At 53.8% G+C, this 24,939-nt stretch carries 26 protein-coding genes and 1 pseudogene; 12 read left to right on the top strand and 15 right to left on the bottom strand.

Annotated features, from left to right (window positions below; genetic code table 11):
- Positions 1–5: 5 nt before the first annotated feature.
- Both XI25_RS06090 and XI25_RS06095 read right to left on the bottom strand, forming a co-directional pair.
- Positions 6–1,064 carry an ABC transporter permease gene (locus XI25_RS06090; RefSeq protein ID WP_046677823.1) on the bottom strand — a complete coding sequence of 353 codons (1,059 nt, stop codon included), beginning with the start codon at positions 1,062–1,064 and terminating at the stop codon, positions 6–8.
- Entirely contained in the window at positions 1,061–1,786 is a 726-nt protein-coding gene (locus tag XI25_RS06095; RefSeq protein ID WP_046677824.1) for an ABC transporter ATP-binding protein, read from the bottom strand. The genes XI25_RS06090 and XI25_RS06095 overlap by 4 nt, the downstream gene beginning before the upstream one ends.
- Before the next feature lie 373 nt (positions 1,787–2,159).
- Between XI25_RS06095 and XI25_RS06100 the strand changes: the two genes are divergently transcribed.
- From XI25_RS06100 to pepT, 4 genes are all read left to right on the top strand, one after another.
- Entirely contained in the window at positions 2,160–3,062 is a 903-nt protein-coding gene (locus tag XI25_RS06100; RefSeq protein WP_046677825.1) for an ROK family protein, read from the top strand.
- A 22-nt stretch (positions 3,063–3,084) separates the two neighbouring features.
- Positions 3,085–4,083 (top strand): Gfo/Idh/MocA family protein, encoded by a 999-nt coding sequence (locus XI25_RS06105; protein WP_046677826.1) that lies wholly within the window; start codon positions 3,085–3,087, stop codon positions 4,081–4,083.
- Positions 4,080–5,075 carry a Gfo/Idh/MocA family protein gene (locus XI25_RS06110; RefSeq protein WP_046677827.1) on the top strand — a complete coding sequence of 332 codons (996 nt, stop codon included), beginning with the start codon at positions 4,080–4,082 and terminating at the stop codon, positions 5,073–5,075. The genes XI25_RS06105 and XI25_RS06110 overlap by 4 nt, the downstream gene beginning before the upstream one ends.
- A 266-nt stretch (positions 5,076–5,341) precedes the next feature.
- Positions 5,342–6,580: a peptidase T gene (gene pepT / locus XI25_RS06115; RefSeq protein WP_046677828.1), complete on the top strand. Its 1,239-nt coding sequence runs from the start codon at positions 5,342–5,344 to the stop codon at positions 6,578–6,580.
- A 195-nt stretch (positions 6,581–6,775) separates the two neighbouring features.
- On the opposite strand, the gene XI25_RS06120 is transcribed toward pepT, so the two are convergent.
- From XI25_RS06120 to XI25_RS06155, 9 genes and pseudogenes are all read right to left on the bottom strand, one after another.
- A complete protein-coding gene (locus XI25_RS06120; RefSeq protein ID WP_046677829.1) occupies positions 6,776–7,612 on the bottom strand; it encodes an undecaprenyl-diphosphate phosphatase in 837 nt (278 codons plus the stop codon).
- Between the two features lie 162 nt (positions 7,613–7,774).
- Complete coding sequence (locus XI25_RS06125; RefSeq protein WP_046677830.1) at positions 7,775–8,386, bottom strand: DedA family protein; 612 nt, start codon at positions 8,384–8,386, stop codon at positions 7,775–7,777.
- A gap of 120 nt (positions 8,387–8,506) precedes the next feature.
- Positions 8,507–9,967 carry an ABC transporter permease gene (locus XI25_RS06130; RefSeq protein ID WP_327204729.1) on the bottom strand — a complete coding sequence of 487 codons (1,461 nt, stop codon included), beginning with the start codon at positions 9,965–9,967 and terminating at the stop codon, positions 8,507–8,509.
- A gap of 20 nt (positions 9,968–9,987) precedes the next feature.
- On the bottom strand, positions 9,988–10,449 hold the full coding sequence (locus XI25_RS36115; RefSeq protein WP_327204730.1) for an ABC transporter permease: 462 nt from the start codon (positions 10,447–10,449) through the stop codon (positions 9,988–9,990).
- A pseudogene (locus tag XI25_RS06135) lies at positions 10,424–11,193 on the bottom strand (ABC transporter ATP-binding protein). Before XI25_RS06135 ends, XI25_RS36115 begins: the two are co-directional and overlap by 26 nt.
- Positions 11,194–11,282: 89 nt before the next feature.
- Entirely contained in the window at positions 11,283–12,275 is a 993-nt protein-coding gene (locus XI25_RS06140; protein ID WP_046677831.1) for a sensor histidine kinase, read from the bottom strand.
- A complete protein-coding gene (locus XI25_RS06145; RefSeq protein WP_046677832.1) occupies positions 12,272–12,973 on the bottom strand; it encodes a response regulator transcription factor in 702 nt (233 codons plus the stop codon). The genes XI25_RS06140 and XI25_RS06145 overlap by 4 nt, the downstream gene beginning before the upstream one ends.
- Positions 12,974–13,260: 287 nt before the next feature.
- Entirely contained in the window at positions 13,261–14,754 is a 1,494-nt protein-coding gene (locus XI25_RS06150) for a sensor histidine kinase (protein ID WP_046677833.1), read from the bottom strand.
- Positions 14,751–15,437 carry a response regulator transcription factor gene (locus XI25_RS06155; RefSeq protein WP_046677834.1) on the bottom strand — a complete coding sequence of 229 codons (687 nt, stop codon included), beginning with the start codon at positions 15,435–15,437 and terminating at the stop codon, positions 14,751–14,753. Before XI25_RS06155 ends, XI25_RS06150 begins: the two co-directional genes overlap by 4 nt.
- A 213-nt stretch (positions 15,438–15,650) precedes the next feature.
- On the opposite strand from XI25_RS06155, the gene XI25_RS06160 reads away from it, so the two are divergent.
- From XI25_RS06160 to XI25_RS06170, 3 genes are all read left to right on the top strand, one after another.
- Positions 15,651–16,436, top strand: coding sequence for a pirin family protein (locus tag XI25_RS06160; RefSeq protein ID WP_046677835.1), 786 nt, complete (start codon positions 15,651–15,653; stop codon positions 16,434–16,436).
- Between the two features lie 296 nt (positions 16,437–16,732).
- Positions 16,733–17,512, top strand: coding sequence for a C40 family peptidase (locus XI25_RS06165; RefSeq protein ID WP_235439686.1), 780 nt, complete (start codon positions 16,733–16,735; stop codon positions 17,510–17,512).
- Positions 17,513–17,630: 118 nt separating this feature from the next.
- Positions 17,631–17,828, top strand: a complete 198-nt coding sequence (locus XI25_RS06170; RefSeq protein ID WP_046677837.1) for a YwbE family protein — start codon at positions 17,631–17,633, stop codon at positions 17,826–17,828.
- 106 nt (positions 17,829–17,934) lie between these two features.
- Here XI25_RS06170 and XI25_RS06175 read toward each other — a convergent pair whose 3' ends face one another.
- The 3 genes from XI25_RS06175 to XI25_RS06185 form a co-directional block, all read right to left on the bottom strand.
- Complete coding sequence (locus tag XI25_RS06175) at positions 17,935–19,362, bottom strand: ArsB/NhaD family transporter (protein ID WP_327204731.1); 1,428 nt, start codon at positions 19,360–19,362, stop codon at positions 17,935–17,937.
- A 123-nt stretch (positions 19,363–19,485) separates the two neighbouring features.
- Complete coding sequence (locus XI25_RS06180) at positions 19,486–19,833, bottom strand: hypothetical protein (protein ID WP_046677838.1); 348 nt, start codon at positions 19,831–19,833, stop codon at positions 19,486–19,488.
- Between the two features lie 93 nt (positions 19,834–19,926).
- A complete protein-coding gene (locus XI25_RS06185; protein ID WP_046677839.1) occupies positions 19,927–20,406 on the bottom strand; it encodes a GAF domain-containing protein in 480 nt (159 codons plus the stop codon).
- Between the two features lie 284 nt (positions 20,407–20,690).
- Between XI25_RS06185 and XI25_RS06190 the strand changes: the two genes are divergently transcribed.
- Positions 20,691–20,999 (top strand): hypothetical protein, encoded by a 309-nt coding sequence (locus XI25_RS06190; RefSeq protein WP_046677859.1) that lies wholly within the window; start codon positions 20,691–20,693, stop codon positions 20,997–20,999.
- A gap of 162 nt (positions 21,000–21,161) precedes the next feature.
- Here the strand turns inward: XI25_RS06190 and XI25_RS06195 are convergent, their stop codons facing one another.
- Positions 21,162–22,154: an alpha/beta hydrolase gene (locus XI25_RS06195; RefSeq protein WP_046677840.1), complete on the bottom strand. Its 993-nt coding sequence runs from the start codon at positions 22,152–22,154 to the stop codon at positions 21,162–21,164.
- Positions 22,155–22,424: 270 nt separating this feature from the next.
- Here XI25_RS06195 and XI25_RS06200 point away from each other — a divergent pair, with 270 nt between their 5' ends.
- The 4 genes from XI25_RS06200 to XI25_RS06215 form a co-directional block, all read left to right on the top strand.
- Positions 22,425–23,006 carry a GNAT family N-acetyltransferase gene (locus XI25_RS06200; RefSeq protein WP_046677841.1) on the top strand — a complete coding sequence of 194 codons (582 nt, stop codon included), beginning with the start codon at positions 22,425–22,427 and terminating at the stop codon, positions 23,004–23,006.
- A 28-nt stretch (positions 23,007–23,034) separates the two neighbouring features.
- Positions 23,035–23,793 carry an energy-coupling factor transporter transmembrane component T family protein gene (locus XI25_RS06205; RefSeq protein WP_046677842.1) on the top strand — a complete coding sequence of 253 codons (759 nt, stop codon included), beginning with the start codon at positions 23,035–23,037 and terminating at the stop codon, positions 23,791–23,793.
- 132 nt (positions 23,794–23,925) lie between these two features.
- Positions 23,926–24,504, top strand: a complete 579-nt coding sequence (locus XI25_RS06210; protein ID WP_046677843.1) for an ECF transporter S component — start codon at positions 23,926–23,928, stop codon at positions 24,502–24,504.
- A gap of 6 nt (positions 24,505–24,510) precedes the next feature.
- The coding region (locus XI25_RS06215; RefSeq protein ID WP_046677844.1) for an energy-coupling factor ABC transporter ATP-binding protein at positions 24,511–24,939 on the top strand (429 nt) is incomplete at its 3' end.

The raw sequence follows: 24,939 nt of genomic DNA on the forward strand, positions 1-24,939 counted from the left end.
TTTAATTATAATGCACGATGTCTCTTTAATCCCAAAATATTAAGCACGATAAACAGGAGGGCAAAAAGAGAGAGAATCACGACATCAAGCCAGATATCGGCCAAGGTAAACCCTTGGTACATAACCCCTTTCAGCGCTTCCGACGCATAATACAAGGGCATGATTTTGCCAATGAGCCGAAGCCATTCAGCCATCCCGTCCAGCGGAAATATCCCGGTGAAAAAGATCTGGGGAACAACCACTAATGGAATGAACTGGATCATTTGAAACTCCGATGAGGCAAAAGTGGACAATAGGATGCCGAGTGTCAGGGCTACAAGGGCAACCAGCAGGTTGACCAGCAGAACATTGCCGATGGAACCGGCGACGGTAAGGTCAAATACGGTTATGGAGTAGAAGATGATGACAAGCGTTTGCAGCACGGCAAACATCCCGTAACCGATCAGGTAACCGAGAACAACTTCGCTTCGGCGTATAGGAGTGGACAAAAGCCGCTCCAGCGTACCCGTCGTCCGTTCACGCAGCAGTCCGACGCCGGAGATCAGAAAAACAAACAAAAAGGCGAAGAAACCGATCAGGACCGGGCTTAGCACATCAAATAAACGCGTGTCCGCATTGCCGTAAACATAAGTGGTATCTACCGGCATTGATTTTTCGGGGATATCCTTCGTTTGAGACGGATTCGGCATCATCTTCTGCTGCTGGAAGGCGCCTATTCCTTGATTGACAAGGACATGGAGCTGATTGGATTTTGCCGGGTCTCCATTTTCCAAAATAAGATGATAACCGTCGCTCTCCATGATTAAAGCGCCATCCAGCCGTTCATCCTTGATCATGTCATGGGTTATTTTATCATAAGGGATAACTTCCAGGTCTTCACCTAAAATGCCGGAGAGGCCTTCATCGATCCCGACAACAGCCAGCCGCGGTTTTGCGGCATCCGCATTGAATATGACAAACATTAAGGATAGCACAAGAACGGGTGCTATGAATAACATCGCAAGCGTTCGCTTGTCTCGCAGCAGCTGTCTGCATATTCGCTTCACCAGCGCAAATACTCTCATCGTTCATGCCTCCCCGCTTTGAGAAAGACTTCCTCTAATGAGTTTGCCTGATACATGTTTTTCAGGGCGTGAGGGGAACCCTCTGCCAGAATCCTTCCATCCCGAACCATAGCCAGCTGGTCGCAACGATCGGCTTCATCCATGACGTGAGTCGTTACGATAATCGTTTTCCGCTCCGCTTTTTTGAGCCGGCTTAACTCATTCCAGATTCCGAGCCTAAGTTCGGGATCGATCCCTACGGTCGGCTCATCCAAAATGAGAATATCCGGGTCCTGAACAAGCGCAATGGCCAGGGATAGCCTTCTTTTCATGCCGCCAGAGTAGGCGGATACCTTCTTGTTAAGTTCCTCCTGGAGATGGACAAGACGGGCGGCATAAGCAATGCGTTCCTTTTGCTTGGCTTTGGGCATGGTATAAAGCTCGGCGAAAAATTGAATGTTTTCCATGCCGGTGAGCTCCGGGTAAAGCGCATCCGACTGGGCCATGTACCCGATTTTCGGCAAAATATTCAAGCTCGGCATTTTCTCATCCAGGATATGGACTTCGCCGCAATCAGGCGTATCCATGCCAACCATCATTTTGACAAGGGTTGTTTTTCCAGCTCCGGAAGGACCAATGAATCCATAAATCTGACCTTGGGACATGGAGAGACTGACGTCGGTTAACACGGTTTTGGAGCCGAAATGTTTACTGATGCTCGTGATTTTGACGGTTTCCAAAATAAAACCCCTTTCTCAAAAAAGTGAGTGATCACTCACAAATATAATATACCCGGTTTTCCTTGACGTCAATGGGGATTCATGAACAACTGCATGATGAAAAAAAGAGTCCGATATAAAACAGCCGAAAAACTATGTCCGATCGGCAGGTTATTCTGTATTCGGGAGAGAATATCTATGACAACATCATCCATAGAGAAGCGATCAATCCGTTTATAGATGAGCCCTCGACTCATATCGTGATTAGCAAGTTAGCAAGTTAGCAAGGGCGGGTGCAGCACGGCAATGCCAGCCTTCCGCCGAATGCACGGATGATGAAGTGTCGGTCCATTAATTCACCAATCACACCACATGAAGAAAAGAGGGTAACTGATCGATGAAACATTGGATTGGGCTCGATATCGGAGGTACCGAAATCAAGGGAGCCCTGGTTGATGCGGACGGTCATATGACCGAACCGCTAGCGGTAACGACTCCCGCCAAAGAGGGCAGGGACCGGATCATGGAGGCGGCGTCAGGACTGATCGGTTCGCTGATACAGAACGCGCCGGGCGAGGAAATTGCCGGGATCGGCATCGGAACGGCGGGCCGGGTAGACCGTCCTTCCGGCCGGATTGCATACGCTACGGACAATATGCCGGGATGGACGGGAACCGAGATTAAAGGCGAGATCGAGAAGCGGTTTCCTTACCGCGTTTCGGTAGAGAACGACGTTAACGCGGCGGCATGGGGCGAAGCCTGGCTTGGAGCGGGCAAAGATACGCAGTCGTTCGTGCTTGTCGCGCTGGGCACGGGAATCGGCGGGGCCTTCATGTATGAGGGCAGCGTGCTGCCCGGCCTGCGAGGCGGATTTGCGGAGATCGGCCACCTGATCGTGGACCCCGATGGTGAGGCCTGCACATGCGGCCAGCGCGGCTGTTGGGAGACCAAATGCTCCGGAACGGCGCTGAGCAGGATCGCAAGGTCGGTTCAACCCGAATGGACCAGCCGTTATCTGGTTCAGGCATATGCCGACGGCAACGAGCAAGCGACCGAGGCCATGGATGCTTACCTGTCCGACCTGGCCAGAGGCTTGATTTCGGTACAACAGGCTTATGATCCGGAAGTGATCGTCATGGGCGGCGGCGTATCGGACGGATACCCGCTGTGGAGCAGGCAGCTTCAGAACAAGCTCCGTCAGATGTGCGTGCTGCCCGTCCGTCTGGCCAAGGCGGAGCTGGGGAATCGTGCGGGCATCATCGGTGCGGTCAAATGGGCCATGAAAGATCAATCAAGCTAACGATAAAAGTGGAGGGGATTACATGAACATAGCCATTATAGGCTGCGGAACGATGGGCTTGACCTACGCATATAATCTCGGAAAAATGCCGGGGGTTACGGTGTCAGGCACTGCGGATTTGATTCCGGAGCGCGCAGAGAAGGCCGCCAAGGCCAGCGGAGCGAAGGCTTATGCGGATTGGAAACAAATGCTGGAGACGGAACGGCCCGAGACGGTGGCGGTATGCCTGCCGACCTACCTGCACAAGGTGTTTGTGCTTGAGCTTGCCAAGCGCGGACTCCATATCATCTGCGAAAAACCGACGGCCCTAACGCTGGAGGACGCGAGGGAGATGGAAGCGGTCTGCAAAGAGCAGGGGGTCCGTTTGTTCATCGGCCACGTCGTCCGGTTCTTTCCGAATTACCGCGATGCGGTGGATCAGGTTCGGGCAGGGCAGATCGGGGAGGCTAAGATGGCGCATTTCAAACGCCACGGCTCATACCCTCAAGGAGCGGATCTTTGGTATCACGATCACGCGAAGAGCGGCGGGGTCATTTTGGATATGATGATCCACGATATCGACTATGCCCGCTGGCTGTTCGGTGAGGTGGAGTCCGTATATGCCTCCGTCACGGATCCTTCCCTGTCGGGGATGGAGTACGCGCAGGCGACGCTGAAATTCAAGAGCGGAGCCATCGCCAATCTGACGGGATTCTGGGGTTACCCCGGACCGTTTACGACCCAGTTTGAAATTGCCGGAGACCAGGGCATTATCCGTTATGACAGCACCCAGGTGCAGTCGCTTGATTTGAAGACGGCGGTCCAAGAGGATACGGCGGAGGATGCGGTTCAAGTTCCGTCCAGCCCTACCGTTCATGATCCGTATTATATCGAGATACAGCATTTCATCGAATGCATTCAGCGGGGAACCGAACCGCTTGTAAGCGTGGAGGACGCCTGCCGGGCGGTTGAAATCGCCTTGGCCTGCGATCGTTCCGCGAAGACGGGACAGCCCGTCCGGATGGGAGGTGCAGCATCATGAATAAGCTGAAGGTAGGTTTTATAAGTTTTGCGCATATGCATGCGGTCAGTTACTTGAATTCGATGCTGAAACGGGAAGACGTCGAAGTCGTCGGCATTGCGGACGAAAATGAGGAACGGGTGGCGCCGTTTACGGCCGAACACGGAATTGCCTACTATGGCGATGTCAACGAGCTGCTTGTACAGGAAATCGACGCGGTCGTGATCTGCTCGGAAAATGCCCGCCATGCGGAGCTAACCCGCAAGGCGGCCGAGGCCGGCAAGCACGTGCTGTGCGAGAAGCCGCTCGGTATGTCGGAAGAAGAGATGCTCGGCATGATCCAGGTATGCCGGGATCGCGGAGTGCAGTTGATGACGGCTTTCCCTTGCCGCTATTTGACGGCGGTGCAGCAGGCCAAGCAGGCCGTAGACGAAGGGAAGATCGGCGACATCGTGGCCATGAAGGGAACGAATCGGGGCACGATGCCCGGCGGCTGGTTCCTGGAGAAAGAGCTTTCCGGCGGCGGCGCCGTTTTTGATCATACCGTGCATGTGATGGATTTGATGCACTGGTTTACGGGCAGCGTGGCGGAGGAAGTATACGCCCATGCGGAAACGCTGTTTCATGATACGGACATCGACGATGCGGGCATGGTCCACGTGAAATTCGCGAACGGCGCGTTTGCCGTGCTGGATCCAAGCTGGTCGCGTTCCCGGAGCTTCCCGACCTGGGGAGACGTTACGCTGGAGATTATCGGCACCAAGGGCACGTTGTTCATCGATTCCTTTGCCCAGAAGAACGATGTGTACAGCGACGCAGCCGGTAAAGCCGCCTGGAGCTATTGGGGCGACAACATGGATGAAGGGCTGGTCAACAGCTTTGTGGACAGCATCATCGCGGGCACCCCGGTTGCGATCAGCGGCGAGGACGGCTATTATTCCGCCCGCGTGGGGATAGCCGCCTACGACTCGGCGCGTACGGGGAAACCCGTCTCGCTGAAGCCAAGGGGCTGATTGGGAGGCAAGGCCGGGTCCGCCGAAGTTGCCGGTTCGATCCGCAGGCCCTCCAAACATCCTGCAAAAGCTGCAGGGTGAAATTGAACTCCAAGGCCCTAAGTGCAAGAGCAAGGGAGGACCGCATGAAGCTTAGCTTCATACGGTCCTCTTTTTGCTCTGGGAAGGGCAGTGGGCGGCATTCCCGGTCTAACCGCAGGAGTAAGGCCATCCTGATTGTGGTAAGATGGGGATATGCGAATCGATACTTTTCAGAGGTGAGTATGATGAAAAACGAACTGATTAAACGCTTTACGTCTTATGTTAAAGTAAACACGCAATCAAGCGACGACAGCGATACATGCCCTTCCACGCCCGGCCAGCTGGAGCTTGCGCGCCTGCTTGAAGACGAGCTGAAAGCCATCGGCATGGAAGAAGTGACCATGGACGAGAACGGCTACGTGATGGCTACCCTTCCTGCCAATACGGACAAGGATGTCCCGACGATCGGATTTTTGGCCCATATCGACACGGCTACGGAGTTTACGGGAGAAGGCGTGAACCCTCGGCTGGTCGAGAATTATGACGGTCAGGATATTATTCTGAATGAAGCCCAAGGCATCGTTCTGTCTCCGAAAGACTTTCCCGAGTTGAACAATTACATAGGACACACGCTCGTGACGACAGACGGAACGACGCTGCTTGGCGCGGACGATAAGGCAGGCATGGCGGAAATCATGACGGCCATGGCGCATCTGATTCGCAATCCGGAGATCAAGCACGGGAAAGTGCGCGTTGCCTTCACGCCGGACGAGGAGATTGGCAGAGGGCCTGAACGCTTCGACGTGAAGAATTTTAATGCCCGTTACGCATACACCATGGACGGCGGCCCGCTTGGCGAGCTTGAATATGAGAGCTTCAACGCAGCTCAGGCTACGCTCATATTCAAGGGCAAGAACGTTCACCCCGGCACGGCGAAGAATAAAATGGTCAACGCCGCCAAGATCGCCATGGAATTCAACAGCCGATTGCCTGTGGCAGAAGCTCCTGAATCAACCGAAGGTTATGAAGGATTCTATCATTTGTCTTCCATCAGCGGGGATGTGGAGCTGACGAAGCTGCGCTACATCATTCGCGACTTCGACAGGGAGAGCTTCAATGCCCGCAAGCAGAACATGGAGAACATCGTGAAAGACTTGCAGGCGAAGTACGGAGCGGAGCGCATTAGCCTTGAACTTAAAGATCAATATTACAACATGCGCGAGAAGATTGAGCCGGTGAAGCATATCGTCGATATCGCCCATCAAGCCATACGGAACGTTGGCGTCGAGCCGGTCATTAAGCCGATTCGCGGAGGTACGGACGGTTCGCAGCTATCCTACATGGGACTGCCGACGCCGAATATTTTCACGGGCGGCGAGAACTATCACGGGCGTTATGAGTATGTGTCGGTTGACAACATGCAGAAGGCGACGGAAGTCATCGTTGAAATCGTGAAGCTGTTCGAGCAGCAAGCGTCGAAATAACGTGCAGCAGCGAATTCCATAGGAACCGGATTAAACACAGGCATAAACCCTAAAAAAGCAGGGGCTGTCCAAAAGTGGCATCTACCACCGGACAGCCCCTGTTCCCGTTATGCTATGCAATGAATGCTGCCTCTCCATCCCATAGACGCGATAAGCCTGTTCTTTGGTCAAAGAACACGGATGGGGCGGCTTCCCTTAAAACCAAACCAAATAAATGACGACGGCAAGCACGATGCGGTAAATTGCAAACGGAACAAGCTTGATTTTGTTGATCAGCTTCAGGAAGAAGCGGATCGAGATCAGAGCGAAGACGAAGGCGCTGACGAAACCGGCGATAAAGAACGGCAGCGCATCCATCGTAAAGTATTCAAGGTTTTTCACCAGAGACAGGAAGCTTGCTCCGAACATGATCGGCACTGCCATAATAAAGGTGAAATCGGCAGCGGCACGGTGGCTCATCCCCAGCAAAACGCCGCCGGAGATCGTGGAGCCCGAACGGGAGAAGCCCGGCCACAAGGACAGGCACTGGACCAAACCGACGCTGAGGGCCTGCTTGTAAGTAATCTGGTCAACCGTTACGACCTTCGGCTGTTTGCTGCTGAATTTGTCCGCGATGATCATGAGAATGGCGCCGGCAACAAGGCCGATCAAAACGGTTTCCGTCGAGAACAAATACTCATCGACATAATCCTCGAACAGTACGCCCAGCACCCCTGCAGGGATCAAACCGACAATGACCTGGCCAAGCTTCAAACGCCCGGTTCCTGCCGGAGCCCCCTGCTCCGGCTTTTTGCGCTTGATGTGCAGTAGGTCCATAAAACGTTCCCAGAACACGACAACGACCGCAAGAATGGAGCCAAGCTGAATAACGACCTTAAAGGTATTGGCTACGTACTTTGTCAGGAACTCCTCCGATTGGAGCCACATATCATCGACAATGATCATGTGACCGGTGGAGGATACCGGCGCGAATTCGGTCAAGCCTTCCACCAAGCCGAGAATAATAGCTTTCATAAACATAATAAAATCCATAAACTGAGTACCTCTCCCTTATTTAAGATATAAGAAAAGCATAGAAATACGTATTATCGCTTCCTTATAGCGCAAGAATAACTACCTCTTAAAGTGTTCTTGCTTTCTCTCGCTTACGCCGAAAAAGACGTTTTTCTTACGAATGAGTGACGGTTGCTGAATTCACGCGGACTTTTTGCGCTTACGGATGAGAAGGACGATAAACACGACGGCAGCTACGGCGATAACGGCATAGGCTATATTAGAGTATACATCCATAAAGGCCAGAATGTCTTCCCAAGAATCGCCGAGGAGTGCGCCGAGCATGACAAGCACCACGTTCCAGATGAGCGTTCCAAGCGTCGTAAACAGCAGGAACATCCCGAATTTCATGTTGGACATGCCCGCGGGAATGGAAATCAGGCTGCGGATGAGCGGAACCATGCGGCAGAAGAGAACCGTCCAGTACCCGTATTTGTCAAACCAGGCGTCCGCTCTGCGGATATCTTCTTTTTTGACCCGGAGGATATGCCCCCACCGGTCCACGATTTTCTCCAGCTTTTCCACATCGAGCAATAAGCCGATCCCATACAGTATGACGGCTCCGAGGACCGAGCCTACGGTGGCAGCCGCCACGACGCCCGGAATCGTAAGATCCGTATAGGTCGTCATGAATCCGCCGAAAGTCAGAATGACTTCGGACGGTATAGGCGGGAACACGTTTTCCAACGCAATCATCAGAAAAATCCCCAAATACCCAAATTGTTCCATGATATCCGTAATCCAATTTTGCAAGCTTTGCCACCTCATCTTTTGATCAGCGCCTCAGCGCGGAGTTTTTTACTAATGTCATGCATATATCGTGAAAAACGCTATCGTCCTTGAGAAGGACGATGGGGACGTTTTTGTTTTGTCCTATATAAGAGCCGTTTTAAGCTTCCGCAAATACTGGCTTCGAATAAACAGGAAGTATAACGCCTGGGCAATGAAAAAACCGATCAACACGAAACCCATCTCCGAGGCAATGGACAAGAAAAAGATGCTCTGCAGCGCAATAAAAGCAAACAGGCTGTGCAGGATAGCGACTCCGATCGGCACGAAAAACATCAGCGCCAGCTGTCCTGTGACGATTCGCCGGAATTCCTTGTCCGTCAAGCCGATTTTGGAGATCGTGTCGTAAAACCGGAGATCGTAATCCAGATCGGCGTAAAGCCGGAAGTACAGAAAGCTGCCCGCAGCGATGAAAAATACCGTGCCGACCAGCAGGGCAGCGAACAGCATCATGCTGTACAGGCTGCTTCGCAGGGAAAACAGCGTTCCGCTGATCATGATCGCATAGGGTTCGTTCATTTCATAACGTACCGCTCCCCTTTCGGCCAGATTGGAAGCGATTCCTTCCGTTTTGCGGAAATCTTCCACATAAAAGCCGGTGTAACGTTCCGTCTTGAGCGGAGTTTCGATCTCTCCAAACAGGGTATCGCTAAGGACGAGCCCGCCGAACAGGGACCGATCATCCAGCTCGGGCAGCAAAAACTCCGGGATCGCCACATGGTCCGTATAACCGATTTCCTTTACCGGCTCCTTGAACCTATGCAGCCGATAGGAAGCCAAGCCTCGCTCCCGAATATGGATCCGGTTGTTCTGCGAATTGACGAGCACGAGCGCGTCGCTGCCGGTTACCGGCTTTTCGGTGACGGCAAAGCCGGCCATCCGGATGGCCTTACGGTAGTCGGAGAACGATATGACAGGCACTTCTTCCGGCAGGCCGCGTTTCGCCTCTGCATCGACGCGCACATACTTGACCGGAATCGAGAGGGCCTGATAAGGAAGCGATGCCGCATCAAGCTCATGCCCGATTTCCTGAAGATGCTCCTTTTCCATGGAATCGCCGGCTTTCGCCATATAACTTACGGCGGCCGGGTAATCCTCGTTGAACTGCCGGGCGAGCACGGGAAGGGATGCAAACACCCCGACGGAGCAAAAGGATACCGCAAGCACGGTGGTCACCATGAACAGCATCTGCGCATTATCCTTTAGCCGGTAATTCAGGCTGGACAGGAAGATCATTCGGGTCCGGCTCCGGACGAACGGAAGGCGCCGCTTAAGCCGCCGCACCAGAAAAATGCTGAGCTGCGTATACAGCAGGTAGGTGCCGAAAATCGTCATCAGGGTGACCGGAGCCATACGGTATTTCAAGGTGACCGCCGTTGTCGTTGCGGCAAGAAAGTAGCTGATCGATAGGAGCACGGCCGCGAGCAGGGACAGAACCGGCGATACGCGCGCCTCCTTTTTCGGCTTTAGGCCGGAACGGAACAGATCGATCAAGGCGTCCTGCCGCAGAAACATGGACGTAAAAAACGAAATCATCAGGAACAACAGGAGGTATCCGCCTGTTGTCAGCCCCAAGCCTGCGGCGACAGGTGAAAGGGCAGCGGCGGAATCCCCAGAAAGGCGGAGCCTGCCATCAGGAACAGCTTGCCGCTGAGGATGCCGGATAGGATTCCGGTCAGGATGGAGCCTGCGCCGATCATCATATTTTCAAGAAAAACCATCCCGTTGAACTGTTTCTGGGTCATCCCGTGCATGAACAGCACGCCGAATTCCTTCTTTCGCGTTTTCAGAAAGGAACCGACCGAGTACAGCACGAAGAAAAAAGAAAACACGTACATGATCAGCACAGCCGCCGTCATGGCCTGAACCACGACAGGGTAGAACATTTCGTCCCGGATTCCGGGATTAAAAATAAACAGGGTGCATACGAAAAAAATCAAGACCGAAAAGGAGCTGCTCAGAAAATAGGCCGCATACGTGCGCTTGTTTCGGACGACGTTTCTAAAAACGAACTGTCGAAAGTTCATGGGTTCCTCCCCCAAGCAGCGCAAGCATGTCGATGATCTTTTGGAAAAACGCCTGGCGGTTGTCCCCGCTGTACATTTCATTGTAAAGCCGCCCGTCCTTGATGAACAGCACCCGGTCGCAATAGCTCGCGGCAGCGGGATCATGCGTCACCATAAGTACGGTCGCGCCGGCCTCCTTGCTCATGCCCGACAAGGCTTGCAGCACATCCTTCGACGCCTTGGAGTCCAGATTCCCTGTCGGCTCGTCGGCCAGGATCAGGGACGGTTCCTGAATGAGCGCCCTGGCGATGGCCGTACGCTGAGCCTGGCGCCCGAAATTTCATACGTCCGCTTGTCGAGAATGGACGCCAGCCCCAGCTTTTCCGCCATATCCCGAAGCTTGCGGTCCATTTCCTTGAGCGGTATTCCCTCCAGCGTTAAGGGGAGGACGATATTCTCCTCCACGGTAAGCGTATCGAGCAGATTGAAGTGCTGGAATACGAAGCCCAACTCGCGGCGGCGAAACAGGGCGGTCTCGTTCCGGTCCAAAAGATGGGGATTTCGTCCGTTGATGACCACCTCCCCCGCGGTCGGCTGATCGATGGTAGCGATCAGGTTGAGCAGCGTTGTTTTTCCGCTTCCGGAGGGACCCATAATGCCGACGAATTGCCCGCGCTCGGCGGAAAAGTGAATGTCATAGAGCGCCTGATGCGCCACCCGGCCTTCGTATATTTTGGACAGATGCTTGACGGTCAGAATCGGCAAAATGCTTCCCTCCTTTCTTTATCATTGTAGGCCGGGCGGACCACCCATGCCATCTCGTTAACTTACAGTTACCTTACAACTCTGTAAGGTTACGGGCCGCGAAACGTAATGGTGACGGTTGTCCCTTTTCCGGGACTGGATTGGATGTCCAGACCGTGCCCCAGCTTGCCGCAAATCTGTTGAACGAGATATAAGCCCATGCCTGTCGATTCCTGATAACGTCTGCCGTTTTCACCCGTGAAGTAAGGCTCGAACACCCGGGGAAGATCGCCTGGGGGAATGCCGATGCCCTCGTCCCGGATTTCGAGGATGACGTCGGTGCCCCGCCGGCAGCCGTGAAAAAACACTTTTCCCTGTTCTCCGGGCGTATAGCGGACCGCATTCGTCATCAGCTGGGACAGGACGAAGGAGAGCCATTTCTCGTCGGACGTCACGGACAGGCCTGTTTGGATGTCAACGGCCGGGAAAATCCGCCGTCGAATAAACAGGCGTTTTTGTTCCGAGGCGGCTGAACGCACCACCTGCTCCAGGGACAGCGATTCCACGTAAAAGTCGTGCTCGAACGTATCGAGTCGGGCGGTATGCAGCATCAGCTCAAGGCCCTTTTTCAGCCGGTCCAGCTCATCGCCGATAGCCATGGAATCGGGATCGTCCTTTTTTTGCAAGATGAGATGCATGACCGAGACGGGCGTCTTCATCTGATGCGCCCATTGGTTGATAAACTGAAGGTGGGACTCGATTCTGTGCTTATAGTTATGTAGTTCGGTCGAATACTGCCGGAATTGGTTTCGCAGCACCTGTTGCAGCGCCTCCGCCAGCGGCGTTTGCGAAGACCCTCCGGAAAACGGCTCCCCTTGGGGATCCGCAGAAACGAAAGGCTGCTCCAGACGCTTGTAGAACGGCCTGTTGGCTACATAGCGGAAGACGAGATAGCCGATCAAGAGACAGCCGCTGACCATGCCCGCGTACAGGCTGATCTCCATATTCCGAAAGCCGGCAAGACGGTAGATCAGGGTGATTACGAGCAGCTGGGCGACATAGACGAAAATAAGCGGGCGCTGCTCGCGCAAGAACAGCCTCATGCTTCTTCTCCCCTCCAGACCGGGAGCAGGCGGTAGCCACGTCCGCGGATCGTCTGAACGCCGTCCTCGATGCCCAGAACGGCCAGCTTTTTGCGAACCCGGGTAACATAGACGTTTAGCGTATTGTCATCGACGAAAGCCTGGTCGTCCCATATTTTCTCGAGCAGCCGGTCCCGGCTGACGACCTGGCCGGAGCGCTGCATCAGCTCGTCCAGGATTTTGGCCTCCGTGTAGCTGAGGTCGGTGCGCAGGCTGCCGAGGGATAAAGACAGGCGGTCGACGTCCAGGGTCAGTCCGGCAACGCTCACGCTGCGTTCGTTGGAAGCCGCATAGGAGCCGTACGCCCGGCGGAGCTGGCTTTTGATCTTGGCCATGGCGATTTCGTAATCAAAAGGCTTGGTAATATAGTCGTCGGCCCCGTTTTCGAGGGCCATTACCTGGTCCATCTTGCCGTTTCGAGCGGAGATGAAAATGATCGGGCAGGTCGAAACGCTCCGGAACTGCCGACACCAGTAGTAGCCGTCGTATTTGGGAAGATTGACGTCAAGCAGGACAAGATGCGGCTCGTATTGTCCAAATTGGTTTCGGACATTTTCGAAATCCTCCACGGCTTGCACGGCATAGCCGAACTTGTGGAGATGCTCTTCCAGAAGACGAACCAAATGGCGGTCGTCCTCGACGATCAATATTTTGAACATAGGAATAAGACCCCTTCATTTGACTTCAAGCCTGCCCTGTCATTGTACCAAATTGTCGGTTGCATGGGAAAAGGAGGTGAAATGGAAGGAGATTCATAAAGTAAAGGGCCCGTGACACCGAGCAGATTAAAAGCTCAACGTTTCCCGATATAGGCAAAGGACTGCTCCAAGATCCTTGGATACAGTCCTTTTCGATTAGCTATGAGATGAAAGTCTTCATTGAATGGTTTGTTTGACGCCAATGAACGGCGGCCGCATACCTTCTGGTACGCTGACAGCTTGGCTAACTAAAGAGCGGGCAGCTCCACGCGGAAAGCGGAACCCTTTCCCGGCTGGCTGATGACGGCGATCGTTCCCCCGTGCGCCTCCACGATGGAATGCGTGATGGCAAGACCGAGTCCGGATCCGCCGGACTTGCGCGTCCGAGATACGTCGATCCGGTAAAAACGCTCGAACAGATGGGGAAGGTGCTCCGCCGGGATGCCCGGACCGTTGTCGCTGATCGTAAGCACGGCTTTTTGGCCTTGGAGGTTCAGTCCGACCTCGATGGCTCCCTCTGTCGGATCGGTATGCTGCACGGCATTCTGAAACAGATTGAGCACAACCTGCTTCAGCTTGTCCGGCTCGCATAAACATCGCATGCCATCTTCCAGTTGAAGGGAGACGAGCCGTTCTCCGGCAAGCATTCTTAAATGGGGCTCCATTTCGATGACGAGTTTATCCGGCGAAGCTTCCTGCAGCTGAAGTTCCGGCGCCCGGTCCAGCTTCGCCAGAAGCAGCAAGTCCTCAATGAGCCTTTTCATGCGCGTGGATTCCCCGTGCATGCTGCGCAGCGCGGCCTCAAGCTGTTCGGGCCTGCCGGCGGCTCCGCGCAGAAGCACCTCCAGAAAGCCGTGGATGGAGGTCAGCGGCGTACGCAGCTCATGCGACGCATCGGCAATGAAGCGGCGCATCAGTTCCTTGGACTCCCGTTCCGCTTGGAAGGAGTTATCCAACCGCTCCAGCATGCCGTTAAACGATTCCGCCAGCCGGTCGATCTCCGATTGGCCTTGCTTCACGGAAAACCTTTCGTCCAAATTGCCGGCATCGGTCCGCTGCACGGCTTTCACCATCGCGTTCAGCGGCGCAAGGGATTTATTGAGCAGCGGAAGGTAGAGCAGAAGCCCGCCGGCCAAAGCGAGAAGGGCGAGAGCCGTAAAGGTGGTCAATTGACGGAGGATCACGTCATGGAGCGGGGCCGTGTCTATTCCCATCTGCAGCAGCCCGTGCGGATTAGCCTGATTTCCGACCGGACGGAATACCATGAGCTGCGTGGTGCCGTCGGTGCTGTCCATGATCCGGTAATCGACAGGTTTGCGCTCCTTGATCGCGCCCAGTATGGAACGGTATTCATCCGCCGCCAGCTGCGGCGGCAAGTTATCGCTGCCTTCCCGAATATCGGTAAGGCTTCCTTCGGGGTCAATGAAGGCAAACGACATGTCGGGGAGAAAAAAGAACGGTCGATTTTCCGGGTCCCCAGGGGACATGCCTTTGACGGTTCCCCGATCCGGCCGGTGCCTGTCTCCCATCGAGGACGCCGCGTCCCATACTTCCCTCGGAACCGAGCGAAGCTGGGCGGCCATGGCATCCGCCTGGCTCCGGTACATGACGTTTTTCATTAGAACATACTGCAGAGAGCCGATAAGAACGAGAAGCACAGCCAGTACGAGCAGGGAGCGGGACAGCAGCTGGGCGCGAAGGGAGCCTGACCTCGTGGACAGGCCTGCCATAAGTTTTTTCATGGCAGATCAACACGGTATCCGGCGCCCCGGAGGGTTCGGATAACCACATGCTCCTTATCTCCAAGCTTTTCCCTCAGGGATCGGATATAGACCTCCACGATATTATCCTCCCCGCCAAAATCATAACCCCAAACGATGTTTAAAATCTTGCTTTTGCTGAGCACCGTGCCGTGTTTGGTTACGAGCAGCTTCAGCAAGCCATATTCCGTCGGCGACAGGACGAGGGCCTGTCCGCGATAAGCAATTTCCCGTTTCCGGTCGTCGATCCGGAACGGTCCGTGGCAGACCTCTCCGAGCAATAACGGAAACTGATTGCGGAGTCTGGCGTTAATCCGGGCAAGAAGCTCATCGAAGCTGAAAGGCTTGATCATATAGTCGTCGGCCCCTATCGCCAGTCCCCTGACCCGGTCGGTTATTTCATCCTTGGCCGTAAGCATGATGATGGCGGCGTCGGAGCCGCTTTGTTTAAGCTGTCGGCACACCTCGATCCCGTCCATCCCCGGCATCATGACGTCCAGCACAATGACGTGAGGCCGAGTCCGTTCGGCTGCCCGGATCGCGCCGGCTCCGTCCGAAGCGCATTCGACTTCAAAACCCTCGCCTTGAAGGCCAAGCTCCAAAAACTGGAGGATGTGAGGTTCGTCATCCACAAGCATGATTTTGATCCCGTTAAAAGAATCCATTTTTGTCCATCCGTCCTTCCCTACGGAACGATGATCATTCCTGTTTATGATATCTTACGCCGCAAAGCTGAACGTCAGCTGAAAGCATTCTGAAAATAAACTGAAAACAAAAATGAAACCAACTTGTAAACAATGCGGGGCGTACTCGTGTTGATATCGTCTTAATGTTAAGATACTATGAATGCGAGTAACAAAATAAAGGAGGAGACTGATATGAAAGGGGCGATTTACTCACCTGAGATGCAGGGCAGAGGCGTATTTGACGGGGGCAAGATTTCGGAAGTAAAGCCGATCGGCTTCTCAGGGGAAGGTTCTGCCGTAACCCGGATAGGACCGCTGTTTTACTGGTCCTGGTTTCATTCACCTCTTGACGGATATATAGGTTTGCACCCGCACCAAGGCTTTGAGATCATCACCTATATGATTCAAGGCAAAACGGTTCATGGCGATACCCTGGGTACCAAAAGCGAAGTGGAGGCCGGCGGCCTGCAGCTGATGCGTACGGGATCCGGCGTTCAGCATGAAGAGCGTTTTATCGGACCGGATGCCGAAGGATTTCAGATCTGGTTTGAGCCTCATCTCCGGGATTCGCTAAAGCTGAATCCTTCTTACCGGCAGTATGCCCACAGGGATTTCCACATGGAAAGCGAGGATGGCGTTGTTCGCAAGACGGTGATCGGTGACAGATCACCGGCCGATCTCACGGTGGATGTGCGCATGTATGACATCCAATTGCATGCCGACAAAAGCATGACGTATACTCTGGAGGAAGGCCGGGTATTAACCGGTCTTGCCGTAAGGGGGGCGGGAAACTGGAGCGGACAAGCAGATGCTTCCCGGGCCGAAGCCGAAATCCTGAATTTTAGGCATCGGGATTTCATGGTTATGAACGCTCAAGGCCGAGAAACGCTTATCTTGACGGCAGCTGAACCTTTGCGGATGATTCTGGTCGACGTTCGCGAAAATCCGGGTTATCCCCTGTATCCAAAGAGACCTTAAAATGAATTAGGGATGTCCCGTAAGCAAATGCATAAGGATTTCCGGACCGTTTTGGTTCGGAAATTTTTATTTTGCGGTCGCTCATCCTTGAAAAGGTCTTGATAGAGGTTTTCTTTTAGGACCAATATTAGGTATAAACCAAGACTATAGTCCTTTATTTTAGTAAAAATTGGATTGTGTATTTGTGAAAATGGGTGCATGTAGTCCCGGATTAAGCCTGTCTATAATGGGGGGCGGGGAGACGGAGAAGGGAAAACCGGAATCCCGATTCTAGACATCTGGGAGGTATGCTTCACATGCACATGAATTGGAAAAAAATAATGGCCGGAGCGCTCTTGTCGGTTACGGTAATGGGATCTTACGTTTACGGCTCCGCTGCATATGCGGCCGCGGCTTCCGCTCCGCAGTCCAATCTGCAGCAGGGACAGGCCAAGGGGAATGTCTACCTTCGAAGCGCACCTACGGCTTCCGGAAAAATTGCCGGGAAAATCCGTAAAGGCGAGAAGGTTCAAATCATGGATAAATCCGGCAGCGGCTGGTATGCCGTGAAGACAAGCGCCGGAGTAAAAGGGTATGCATCTTCGAAATATATCGCTTATAAAGGCAGCACGGGAAGCAGCAGCAGTTCGCTCACTGCCTCGGCAAGCGTCGAGAAGGTGATTCGGGCCGGCATGAAATATCTTGGAACACCGTACGAATTTTCCTCCGACCGCAGCACGACCGCCACGTTCGACTGCTCCGATTTTATTCGCCAGGTCTTCATGGAGGGAGCGGGGATCAAGCTGCCGGGCAGCTCGCGGACACAGGGCGATTGGATTCGGGAAAAAGGTACGGACATCAGCCGGATCAGCGACTTGAAGCGCGGGGATCTTATATTTTTCATGAGCTACAAAGGCTCCTCCGCTTCAAATTATGCCGGGCTGGACAAGTCCAAGCAGCGGATTACCCACGTGGCTATTTACCTGGGGGACAATAAGCTTCTGCATACATATTCCCAAAAGTCGGGAGGCGTGCTGGTCGGCAGCTTCAGCGATTCATGGAAAAACCGTTTCCTGTTTGGCGGCAGCGTGCTGTAAATTCCGCGCTTCAAAAATGCTAGCTGTTTCACATTTGCTTTTTTACCGGAATTTCCGTATCGTAAGCTGATGATGAGCCGGGTGCGCATCGAAGAGAGAGTGATAAGGAGTGGCGTCAATGAACGGACAAAACCGGTCGGACATCAAACCCGGTCTTGAAGTCGATATCGTCCTGAAACAGGATCAGCGTACGGGCAAAGTGACCCGGGGCATTGTGAAGGATATTCTGACAAAATCGCCGAACCATCCGCACGGAATCAAGGTCCGGCTTCAGGATGGGCAAGTGGGTCGCGTAAAATCGGTATACGGAAGCTAGCACGTTTGAAGGAAGAGGCGCCCTATACCCTAAAAAAAAAGCTGCCGGGATTATTTCTCGGCAGCTTTTTTGGAATACCCGGTCAAGACGATGCGGATGTTTCATCCTATATCAAATAACGGAGAAAAACATAGACCGAAGCGAGAGCAATGGACAGAATCATCAGCGGAAATCCGTATTTCAAATACTCCATGAACCGGATCGGGTGCCCTTCCTTGGCTGAAAGGCCGGCCGTTACCAGATTGGCGCTTGCGCCGATCAGCGTCCCGTTTCCTCCAAGACAAGCCCCCAGGGACAGGCTCCACCAGAGCGGTTCGAGGTTGCTAATGCCCCCGTGGCCCATATCTTGAATCAACGGAATCATGGTGGCCACAAACGGAATGTTGTCGACAAAAGCGGAAGCAATGCCGCTAAGCCACAGGATCAGCATGGACGCAGCCGTCACGTTTCCTCCGGTCCATTCCAGCGCCTTTTCAGCCAGCAGGGCGATGACGCCGGTCTCCACGAGACCCGAGACGAGCACGAACAGCCCGATAAAGAAAAAGATGGTTGTCCATTCCACTTGGCTGATCGTCCGCTCCATAATCTTTTCGCCGGTCATCAGGAGGAGCAAAAATGCGCCGGTAAGCGCGACGGTGGCCGATTCCAAATGAACGAGCTGGTGCAAAAAGAATCCGGCAATGGTAAGGATCAGAACGGTTAACGACTTCACGAGCAGTTTGCGGTCGGTAATCATCAGCTTTTCGTCCATTTCCGTAACCTGGCGCATCAACTCGGGTGTCGTTTTGATCCGTTTACGGAACATCAGAACAAGCAACGGCAGGATCACGGCCATGATCAGAATGACTATGGGCGTCAGATTTTGAATGAAAGACATAAAGGTCAGCTCGGGAACGCGGCTGCCGATCATAATGTTGGGCGGATCGCCGATCATCGTCGCCGTCCCGCCGGTGTTGGAAGAAATGATGATGGCGATCATATAGGGAATCGGATCGACGCGGAGCTGACGCGTAATGCTGTATGTGACGGGAACCATCAGCAGAACGGTCGTTACGTTGTCGAGAAAGGCGGAGCCCACAGCCGTAATGACCGATAAATAAACGAGAATCCGGATCGGACGGCCTCCCGCTTTTTTGGCTGACCAGACGGCCATGTATTTGAACAGCCCGGTTTCGGCCGTGATATTGACAATGATCATCATGCCGATCAGCAGCCCGAGCGTGTTAAAGTCGATATGGTGCAAAGCCGTACCCTGATCCACGATCCCGAACAGAATCATGAGCGCTCCGCCCAACACGGCTGCAATCGTTCGGTGAATTTTTTCACTAATGATTAGCCCGTAAACGATCAGAAATATGGCGATGGCCAGTATAGCTTGCTGTTCCATATTGTTGCCTCCCAAGGATATTGTGTTCCGATTATACGTCCAAGTTTTTTCTTTGTAAAGGAACCGCGAGGGTCGGCTGATCAGAAAAATTTGGGAAATGGAAGGCATAATGCTGAATTCAATCGGCGGGTGTTTCCTTTCCTTCATTCCCTAAGTATTTTTCCGGCTGAATGGTTAGGCGATGCAAACAAAAGCCGCCCGTTACGGAGCGGCTTTTGCCATCGGAAACAGCGTTCAAGCCATTAATAGTGAACAGGGTTTCCGGAATGTTTACTGGAATCTTTGTTGAAATCCCTGGCCGTAAGAAGGCTGGAAGGTATTTTGGTTGTGGGACTGGTTATGCGCATACACCGACTGCTCTACCTGTTTTACAAGCTGGGAAATTTGATGGTACTGCTGGATGGCCTGTTGGTGGCCCTGGATCGCCGATTGAATCATTTGGGAAGCCTGCCGCTCACGCTGCGACAGTTCCTCAAGACGCGCCGCGTTTTGCTGCTCCTGCTGCAGCATTTGCTGGTACATGGCCGTAGCCTGTTGGGTCTGCTGGGTCAACTGCTGAAGCATTTGCTCGCATTGGCGGATTTGCTGGGACACCTGAATATTGCTGGATGGATACATTTTTACATTCCTCCTTCGACTGATAGGGCCTTAAAACCCTTATCTAGTGTGCGGAAGAACGGACAATTTATTCGGCCGAGTTAAAACCTGGGATCAGATACGGCTTTCCAAAATTTTCGCGAATTTCTCCAGATAAGTTCGATCCACCTGGTCGAAGCGGTTTTTCATAGGGCTGTCGATATCCAATACCCCAAACAATTGGCCGTCCTTCACAATCGGCACCACGATTTCGCTGTTGGATGCCGCATCGCAGGCGATGTGGCCCGGAAACGCATGCACGTCTTCGACCACGAGCGTCTTCAGTTCGGCTGCGGCGGCACCGCATACCCCGCGGTCAAGAGGAATGCGGATGCAGGCCGGGAGACCTTGGAACGGTCCCAGCACCAACTCCTTGCCGTCGTAAATATAGAAGCCGACCCAATTGATATCTTTCAGAAAATGATTCAAAAGGGCAGAGGCGTTCGCGAGATTGGCGACAACATTTGGCTCGTCATGGATAAGCGCTTTTAATTGGCTCAGGACCTGCTCATACTGTTCGCTGCGGGTACCTTCGTAGGTTGTATTTTGAAACATGGGCTCCACCTTTCCTGGACGGTCTGTCTTCGCCGAATGTACGTCGATAGACGTTTTTCTTTGATCGGCTTATATCTTCTTCCGAAAAACCCATCGTCTTTTGGAAAAGAACGACGGAGTCGGTTTCTACTTGAAAAGATAGTACACGGCAGCCGAACACGTCAAGCCTCGGGGCTTTTCCCGCCTTCTTCCCGAACGGAGGTCTGCTGATTATTTCGCGGGAACATGGGGTAATGAATGATGATACCAGGCTGCTGCCTGAAGAAGTGGAGGGAGAATCGCAAATGCGTGCAGATGTACAAAACTTGTTTATCGGCATCCATATGCTCTATCACGCCCATCAGGGGGAACTGACGATCAGTGGCATGCAGCCCGAATTGGAACGCCACGGTTACAAGGTTGGGGACCGGGAGGTAAAGGCTGAACTGGAGCGGTTGACCCAAGAGAACTTCTTGACCTCCCACGGCGAGAGTTACAGCATCACCGGAGCGGGGATCGAGGAATTCAAGGAAATCCAGAGCAAGCTTAAAGAACTGTGCGGCGAGGTACTCAAACCCGTCAAGCAGGGAGAGGCGGCGGATACCTTGGCTTAACGGCATGATGCTGGCAGCGATTCGGGCCTGCAGCAAAATAGCCTTCGAAGACGCGGCTGCGCGCTTCGAAGGCTATTTTTCGAAATATTAAGAAGTATAAGATTCATATTATACTTGGCCTTATTTTTCTCTTGAAAAAGCGGCATCGTCCTTTGCGTTGCTTTATACCGTTTTCACGGACGATTTATCCTGAAAAAGGGGCCGCCGGGTCGGCTCGCTTTCCGCCTGGGACGCGGGCTTTCCCATATAATCATGAAGGAAAGAGCGAACCTCCCGCCGGTACTGATCCATTCCGACATGATAGGCGTTGGCATGAGTGGCGCCTTCGATGAGCACTAGTTTTTTGGGCTCCGGTTTTTCCTCGTACATTTTCAAGCTCATATGCGTAGGAACATACGTATCGTGAGTTCCGTGGATAAACATGACCGGAAGCCGGCTTTCCCGGACGGCACGGATCGGGCTGACCTGTTCAAAGCTGAAGCCGGCCTTTTTGCGGATGCGGTTGTTCACCCAGCGGAAAAAAGGCACGGACGGCACCTTGTTCAAGGTCGTCAACTGGTGTTTCATCAGCTCCGACAGATCGGAGTACGGGCAATCGGCAATGACGAGCTTGACCTGGGGCGCGGAAATGGACAGGTATTCCAAAACCGTTCCGCCGCCGAGCGATTGGCCGTGAAGACCGATTTCTATATCCTCGCCGTGCTGCTGTACAAGCCAGTTTACCCAAGTTTGGATATCGAATTTTTCATAAAAACCGTAAGTCGTATACCGCCCTTCGCTTCGTCCGTGACGGCGCTGGTCGATGAGCAGTACATTGAATCCCTCATCGGTAAACATATCGATAAATTGCGCGGAGACCGCTCGGGATCCGGTATAACCGTGAACGATGATCATCCAGCGCTTGGAGTCGGGATAAGGTTCGATGGCCGCGCCGCTAAGCTTAAGCCCGTCGACGCTGGAAATGACGACCTCTTTTTTAACGAGCGCTTCGTAGCGCTCCCTGCTGTAGAGTCCGAGATTTTCCAATATGGCAAACAGGCTGGGGTCATTTTTCACTTTCATCCGCGTAATCTGCAGATATCCGAACTGGGTAATCCCGGCAGCGATAATGACCAGAAGCAGTATGATCGTAGCCGCGATAAACATCAGAATCATAAACCTCCTTTTTTTGCGTGTTGAAACTCAAGAGGCGAAAGGATCATATTGACGGGAACGTGCCGCTTGACTCAATATAGAAGCATCCCTCCGGGTGACTTTACCAACTGAACCGGCATAACATTTAGCTGCCATATGTTGATTCTTACAATGAATATAGTATCACCGAAAAGAGGAAGGACAAGTCAAAATTTTTATAAACATGGGGACTTCTTTCGAACCAGCAAGCTGGCGGGCTATGATGCCAGAAAAGACGAGGGAGGGTGAAGAATGTACAGCTGCAATGGATTCATCCCGGATATCGCAGGAGCCGGCGTAAGGCTCAGAAAGCTCACTCCCGGCGATGCGGAGGATATGCACCGCTGCTGGACCGATGAAGAAACCTCCCGCTATTTGTTTCTTCCGTCCTTGGCATCCGCGGCTGACGCGGAGGACTTGATCCTTCTGCTGAACGAGCTGTCCCGAACCGAGGATTCGCTTCGTTGGGGGGTGGAGCGGCTAGACGGGGGCGAAGTGATCGGAAGCTGCGGCTTCAATAGCTGGCAGCTGCAGGGAGCCTACCGGGGGGAGTTCGGCTGCGAGCTGGCCAGTCCTTTCTGGGGCAGGGGATACATGGGAGAAGCGGCGGCTCTGGCGCTCGACTTTGGTTTTCGCGTGATGGGGCTCAATCGTGTGGAGGCATTCTCCGATGTCAGGAATACACGGGCTGCGGCATTTTTTAATAGCCTGGGCTTTGCGATCGAGGGGACGCTGCGGGAGTACCGGCATTCGGCCGAGGGCTTCATGGATGTCCGCGTGTTTGCCCTGCTGAAGAGGGAATGGGAAGGGAAAGCCGCTAATTGGAGAAAATGATCGACAACGGAAGGGATGACATAAAAGCATGTTGATTCAATATGAACCGGGAGACTCGCTGCTGCATCGGTGGGATCCGCTCAGCAAGCTTGCCGTATTGATGTGTTTGGCCGTAACGGCCATGCTGTGGGACGGAACCGCGATACAGGGTCTATTGCTGGTCTTGTGCATCATCGCGGCAAGATGGGGCGGGGGCATGTCGTGGAACCGGATGTTCCGGGGAATAAAGCTGATTGCGGCCGTAGCCGTTCCGTATTTCGTATTGACGGCTTTGACCGTGCCGGGGCATACCGTGTGGCTGCAATGGGGACCTCTGAGATTGACGGGAGAAGCCGCGGATCAGGCCGGAGAGATGAGCATCCGGATGATAACCTTGTTTCTGTCTTCGCTGGCCTATATCGCAACGACCGATCCCCAAGAGCTGGTTGCCGAGCTGGTGCGGAAGCTTCGCGTTCCTTACCGATTCGCGTTTGGAATATCGGCAGCGCTGACCTTCCTTCCCCTGCTGGAAGAAGAGGGAAAAGGGATTCGGGCAGCCCAACAGGTTCGGGGCCACCGTCCTCCAAAAGGTATCAACGGCCGGCTTTCCTGGTGGGGCAAATTCATCGCGGCCGTGCTGTTAAACAGTCTGCGGAGGGTGCAGCAGACGGCGGGCGCCATGGAGTCGAAAGGTTTTGGAGCTTACCCCGGAAGGACCTTTCGAAAGAAGACCAAAGTTCCCTGGTGGGGCCCTGCGGCAGCCGTGTCGGCGGTCATTGTAACCGTTGCATCGGGGTGGATTGCATGAATTGTCAACCACAACTAAAAATATAATGGTTGACGAATTGGCGTGAGGAAGGCAAAATACTTACCAGGGCGGTTATATCCCTAAGAATAGGACGTCCGCATCTATTTTTGCCGAAGGAAAGAGAGGTTTACCATGAAATCATCATCCATCCGCAGGTTTACGACTCAGGATATCGTCCTGATGGCAATGCTCGCCGCGGTGAACGCGGTTCTGACCGTATACCTGGGTCCGGTGAACAAGCTGCTTACGGGCTTGGGCGGTCCCGTCGCCACTTCCGTGACTACAGGGCTGTATATCGTTTACGGTCTTCTTGCTTATTACATTATCCGCAAGCCGGGAACGGCCGCCATTACTTACGGGATCGGCGGAACGATTCAGGCGCTGACCGGACCGGTTTACGGGATCGCCGCTTGTTTCGTCGCCGCTGCTTGTTATATGGCGGTAGCCGAGGCGCTGTTCGCCCTGTTCCGTTATAAGCGGTGGGGAAACGGAGTCATGATGCTGGTCGGGGGAGCCATGGTTCCGCTATGGTTTGTGTTCGCGGCCAATATGTTCGGATACACGGCATGGCCGACCGGCGTGCTCGCCGCTGCGCTCGTTGTCCGGATTTTGAGCGGCATTATTCTGTGCGGCCTGCTGACCAAGCTGCTGGGCGACGCTTTGGAGCGTACCGGTTTGCTGCGCAGGTTTGCCGTCGGAGCGAAAGGTTAGCCGGCGATGACGGAAGCAGCCGCAGTCGTATGCGAACAGCTTACATACTGCTATGAGGGAGAAGAGCGCCCTGCCCTGAAAGGCGTCAGCCTCACGATTCCGGAGGGCCAACGGATTGCCGTTCTCGGCGTCAGCGGGAGCGGCAAATCAACGCTGTGCCAGCTCCTGAACGGTCATCTTCCCCGCAGCGGCGGCGGAAGGCGGGAGGGCCCGCTGCTTTTGGCCGGCATGGATCCGGCAGAAGCGCCGCTGGCCGAAGTGACGGCTTGCGCCGGTGTCCTGTTTCAAGACCCGGATGCGCAGCTGGTCCGGGGCACGGTTGAGGATGAGGCCGCTTTCGGGCCCGAAAACATGTGCGTGCCGCCGGCGGAAATCGAACGGCGGGTTGCCGCCTCGCTGGCGGCCGTCGGTCTTTCCGGCCGCCGGCACGATCCC

Origin of the sequence: Paenibacillus sp. DMB20 (genome assembly GCF_000987955.1) — a bacterium.
GTDB lineage: Bacteria > Bacillota > Bacilli > Paenibacillales > Paenibacillaceae > Paenibacillus_AQ.

Coding starts and splice junctions, on each gene's coding strand:
- XI25_RS06090 (WP_046677823.1), bottom strand. CDS start 1,064: ATGAGAGTATTTGCGCTGGTGAAGCGAATATGCAGACAGCTGCTGCGA.
- XI25_RS06100 (WP_046677825.1), top strand. CDS start 2,160: ATGAAACATTGGATTGGGCTCGATATCGGAGGTACCGAAATCAAGGGA.
- XI25_RS06105 (WP_046677826.1), top strand. CDS start 3,085: ATGAACATAGCCATTATAGGCTGCGGAACGATGGGCTTGACCTACGCA.
- XI25_RS06110 (WP_046677827.1), top strand. CDS start 4,080: ATGAATAAGCTGAAGGTAGGTTTTATAAGTTTTGCGCATATGCATGCG.
- pepT (WP_046677828.1), top strand. CDS start 5,342: ATGAAAAACGAACTGATTAAACGCTTTACGTCTTATGTTAAAGTAAAC.
- XI25_RS06120 (WP_046677829.1), bottom strand. CDS start 7,612: ATGGATTTTATTATGTTTATGAAAGCTATTATTCTCGGCTTGGTGGAA.
- XI25_RS36115 (WP_327204730.1), bottom strand. CDS start 10,449: ATGAACTTTCGACAGTTCGTTTTTAGAAACGTCGTCCGAAACAAGCGC.
- XI25_RS06140 (WP_046677831.1), bottom strand. CDS start 12,275: ATGAGGCTGTTCTTGCGCGAGCAGCGCCCGCTTATTTTCGTCTATGTC.
- XI25_RS06145 (WP_046677832.1), bottom strand. CDS start 12,973: ATGTTCAAAATATTGATCGTCGAGGACGACCGCCATTTGGTTCGTCTT.
- XI25_RS06150 (WP_046677833.1), bottom strand. CDS start 14,754: ATGAAAAAACTTATGGCAGGCCTGTCCACGAGGTCAGGCTCCCTTCGC.
- XI25_RS06155 (WP_046677834.1), bottom strand. CDS start 15,437: ATGGATTCTTTTAACGGGATCAAAATCATGCTTGTGGATGACGAACCT.
- XI25_RS06160 (WP_046677835.1), top strand. CDS start 15,651: ATGAAAGGGGCGATTTACTCACCTGAGATGCAGGGCAGAGGCGTATTT.
- XI25_RS06165 (WP_235439686.1), top strand. CDS start 16,733: ATGCACATGAATTGGAAAAAAATAATGGCCGGAGCGCTCTTGTCGGTT.
- XI25_RS06170 (WP_046677837.1), top strand. CDS start 17,631: ATGAACGGACAAAACCGGTCGGACATCAAACCCGGTCTTGAAGTCGAT.
- XI25_RS06175 (WP_327204731.1), bottom strand. CDS start 19,362: ATGAAGGAAAGGAAACACCCGCCGATTGAATTCAGCATTATGCCTTCC.
- XI25_RS06180 (WP_046677838.1), bottom strand. CDS start 19,833: ATGTATCCATCCAGCAATATTCAGGTGTCCCAGCAAATCCGCCAATGC.
- XI25_RS06185 (WP_046677839.1), bottom strand. CDS start 20,406: ATGTTTCAAAATACAACCTACGAAGGTACCCGCAGCGAACAGTATGAG.
- XI25_RS06190 (WP_046677859.1), top strand. CDS start 20,691: ATGCGTGCAGATGTACAAAACTTGTTTATCGGCATCCATATGCTCTAT.
- XI25_RS06195 (WP_046677840.1), bottom strand. CDS start 22,154: ATGATTCTGATGTTTATCGCGGCTACGATCATACTGCTTCTGGTCATT.
- XI25_RS06200 (WP_046677841.1), top strand. CDS start 22,425: ATGTACAGCTGCAATGGATTCATCCCGGATATCGCAGGAGCCGGCGTA.
- XI25_RS06205 (WP_046677842.1), top strand. CDS start 23,035: ATGTTGATTCAATATGAACCGGGAGACTCGCTGCTGCATCGGTGGGAT.
- XI25_RS06210 (WP_046677843.1), top strand. CDS start 23,926: ATGAAATCATCATCCATCCGCAGGTTTACGACTCAGGATATCGTCCTG.